This is a genomic window from Paenibacillus sp. P4_E11 (genome assembly GCF_056401635.1).
On record NZ_JBFUIX010000239.1, the window covers coordinates 1 to 3,798 of the forward strand.

The 3,798-nt window shown below is 43.3% G+C and carries 3 protein-coding genes and 1 pseudogene; 1 reads left to right on the forward strand and 3 read right to left on the reverse strand.

Translation table 11 applies throughout. The features are described 5' to 3' along the window. The 3 genes from AC1DWB_RS32025 to AC1DWB_RS32035 form a co-directional block, all read right to left on the reverse strand. Positions 1–1,533 (reverse strand): sensor histidine kinase (locus AC1DWB_RS32025; protein WP_477545146.1); only part of this gene is annotated, 1,533 nt, incomplete at its 3' end. Continuing rightward, positions 1,523–2,209 (reverse strand): response regulator transcription factor, encoded by a 687-nt coding sequence (locus tag AC1DWB_RS32030; RefSeq protein ID WP_477545147.1) that lies wholly within the window; start codon positions 2,207–2,209, stop codon positions 1,523–1,525. The genes AC1DWB_RS32025 and AC1DWB_RS32030, both read right to left, overlap by 11 nt. Positions 2,210–2,550: 341 nt before the next feature. Next, complete coding sequence (locus tag AC1DWB_RS32035; RefSeq protein WP_477545148.1) at positions 2,551–3,009, reverse strand: hypothetical protein; 459 nt, start codon at positions 3,007–3,009, stop codon at positions 2,551–2,553. A 208-nt stretch (positions 3,010–3,217) separates the two neighbouring features. Here AC1DWB_RS32035 and AC1DWB_RS32040 point away from each other — a divergent pair. After that, positions 3,218–3,798 (forward strand): annotated as a pseudogene (locus AC1DWB_RS32040) (ABC transporter permease); the annotation flags it as partial.

The following is a 3,798-nucleotide window of genomic DNA, read 5'->3' on the forward strand; positions in this document are numbered from 1 at the left end:
GGGAAGTGTAAACCGGAATACGGTACCTATCGAAGCCGTTTGCAGCAGCTCGATTGTTCCCCCATTTACTTCAGCGAGTAGCCGGCAAATCGGCAATCCGAGACCTAGTCCTTGCTTTTTCTTGCGACGACTGTTTCCTCTGTAGTAGCGTTCGAAAATATATGGGACTTCATCGGGAGCGATCCCTTTGCCATTGTCAGAAATATCGATAGTGAGCATTGATTCAGTCGATCTTGCAGTAATCTTGATGAGTGTTGCCGCAGCTGCGACGCTGTTGCTTAGCAAGTTGAGAAAAACTTGCTTCAAATGCGATCGATCACAGGTACATACCAAATCGGAAGGTAGCACATCAAGTTCCACTTGAACGGATGCAGATGCTTGAATTGTATGGAACTGCTGAATAATCTCCTCTATTAACGGCTCAAGTAAGACCTGAGACTTTTCAGTGTGAATCACACCTGACTCCATTGAAGAAAAATTAAGCAGATCGTTCACCATCACATGCATCCGCTTTGCCTCATTTAACCCGATATTTATGAACTCATTGGCTTTGCTGCCTATAACAACGCCTTCCTGAATTGCTTGGAGCATACCGCGGATTGAGGTGACCGGCGTACGCAGCTCATGTGAAACTCCGGCGAGCAGATCGGTACGCATACGTTCAAGTTGGTTTAGCCGTCCAGTCATTTCGTGAAAAGATTGAACCAGCCCGCTAATTTCACCTTCCTTAATGAGGTTCGGATCAGGCAAATGCGGCTGATAATTGCCTGAAGAAATCTGTTTGGCAGCACGGGCCAGTTGAATGAGTGGTCTTGTGAGAGAGCGGGACAACACGAAAACGACAGCCCAGCCGCATAAGGAAATAAGTCCAAACGTTAGCACAATGAGACCGTATATTTGGGGCAATCGACCCCCGTTATATTGGGCGGTCATATATAGAGTTCCTGAAATTTGGTTGTTTTTATAGAAGGGCACACCAACACGCAGCCACTTTCCTGACTGTGTATCGACCTGCTCACGAATTTTTTCACCTGAGAGAACTTCGTTTTGTCGGGGCGGGGATTCGAGGTAAGCTCCTACTTCTGCGTATGCATTGCTTAAAAAATAAATCATCTCACCTGAAGTATTAAATATTTGAAATTGATAACCATCTGGAATTGAAGGGACGAGTTCTGAGGGGATCGAAGAAACCGGTTCTTGTAATGGGGAATTTTCTGACGTTGTGAGGGCTGTTGGCGTTTTTTCTAAAGGTTTTGAAGGTGAAGCTGGGACGGTAGGTTTTAACTGCAGGAGCTCATCTATTTTACTAAATGAATCGCTCATCATTGCAGACCTCGCCTCAAGTAGTTGAAACTGCTGCTCCTCCGTGCTCATTCGAATCCAGTACATGCCAAACAAACCGATGCCCGTAAGCATGATAAGAAGAATCATAACATAACGCCATGTCCAATATCGTACCAAGGAAACAGAGGCAGCTTGTGGTTGAGCTATCACATTGTTTGGAATAGACTTGCGCAGATGCTTAGTAAACACGTAAACTGTACCCCATTCCTCTAATCGTATCAATTTCACCCTCGTGTGCAGGCCATTGATGAAGACTTTTGCGTAGCCGTTTAATGGAGGTATCTACAGAACGATCACCACCTTCAAAGTCTATTCCCCACACCTCATTAAGTAAATGATCGCGTTCAAAGCATTGATTGGGATGCTCCACTAGAAATTGAAGCAGCTGATAATCGCGGGGAAGCAAAGAAATCTGCTCAGTTCCGACTGTAACCGTTCGAGTGCTCACGTAAATAACCAAGCTGCCGATCCGCACAATATCCGAAGCTGTCATGTAGACTGAGCGGCGGAGTACTGCTTGAATGCGGGCCATAACTTCCTGGGGATCGAATGGCTTGGCAATATAGTCGTCCGCTCCATGGTCAAACCCTTGGAGACGGTCTGGTACAGCGCCGCGTGCCGTAAGTATAATGACGGGACAGCTTCCCAGTTGCCTAATTTGGTGCAAAATTTCAATTCCGTTCTGATCATTCGGAAGCATAATATCTAACAATACGAGATCGGGTTTCCAACTGAGGAACTGCTCCATCACATCGCTTTCGCCCTCACCCGAATTCCACTTTACTTCATAATTGTCTTTTTCCAAATACGCTTGAAGTAAGCTTGCGATCGGCAGCTCATCTTCAATTAACAATACTCGCTTCAAGGAAATAACCCATCCTTTCATAACCATGCTTTACAGTATTATTCTAACCAATATCTATTCTTTCGAACAACAGAGCTGTCCCAGAAGCAATCCGGTGTGGAAGATTACTTTGGGGACAGCTCCAACTGCTCTCTATATGTTACTTATTGCTTTTTTCTGCTTGACTCGAATCTGTTAATTTTTCAACTTTCATATGCTTTCCTTCTTCCGTTCAGATCTGCCGTTCTATCTATTCTAACCTTTTTTTATATCTCTTGAACACCAGAGCTGTCACAGAATGGCTTCTTGGAGTGAAGGTACCATTTGAGACAGCTCTGGCGTTTTTTTTTAAAAGCTTTTAATTAMTTTTTGTTGCTTTCTGCTGCTGTGGAGTCAGTTACAGGAGTACCTTTCAAGAGCTTGCCTTCTTCTTCAAGTTGCGCGAGCAATTCTTTGACAGTAATGCCTTTTTCTTTGGCCAATTGTTCCAAGCTGATTGCTGCGGTGGATGTAGTGAACTTACCGTCAAGTTTAGCTACATCTGCTGCTGTGGAGTCAGTTACAGGAGTACCTTTCAAGAGCTTGCCTTCTTTTTCAAGTTGAGCGAGCAATTCTTTGACAGTAATGCCTTTTTCTTTGGCCAATTGTTCCAAGCTGATTGCTGCGGTGGAATCAGTGGGTTTAGTGGTAATCGATGAAGTTAGTGTGGCAACATCTGCTTTGATCTTAGAGCCGACGTTGTTATCACTTGCGGCATATGCAGATCCTCCTACAGCAGATATAGCGAGTACAAGTGCACCAATTGTTAGTTTTTTCTTCATATTAAATTCCTCCTAGAGTGGTTTGTGCTTCTGCCATAAGGTGTGCAGTTGCTACACTCTTAATATAGCTTCTGATTGTGTCGGGAATATGGCGGTGTCGATTGCCTTCCCGAATAACAAACAATACTTGCTTGTAATGCTCCGTTCATCCTCCGTTCATATTGCAACTATATACTCATAGTGCAACAAGAGAAAGGGAGGCACAGTAATGAATATGGCATGGAAAGAAATCAAGAAGAGTAAAGCGAAGTTTGTTATTTTAGGCTCAATCATTTTTTTAGTTAGTTTTTTAACCTTTATCATCTCGGGACTCGCCAATGGTTTATCACAAGATAATGCAGCTTTAATCAAGGATCTACCCGCTGGTCATTTCTATATGAATGAACAAGCCAATGAAACCTATAATCTTTCCAAAATTGATCCAAGTATACAAAAGAACATCTTACAGGAAAATAAGGATGCAGCTGCACTTTCCATTCAGATGGGATTTGTGAACGATGCGGAGGACAAGCAGCATGGAGTTGCTTTTGTGACTTCAACCGAATCTAAATTGTTCGAGAACGTGAATCCTGGAGRAATTGTCTTAGATCGTTCCTTAGAGAAAGATGGCATTCGAGTAGGAGATGTATTAACGAACAATCAGTTCAGTGGTAAATTTAAGGTCATCGGATTTACGGACCAGAAGAAATACAGCCATTCACCCGTTGCTTTTATCCATATGGATAACTATAAAGAAATTTACCGTGTGAATAAGATGCAATTGCTTTTCATTCCAGGGCAGGATCAACC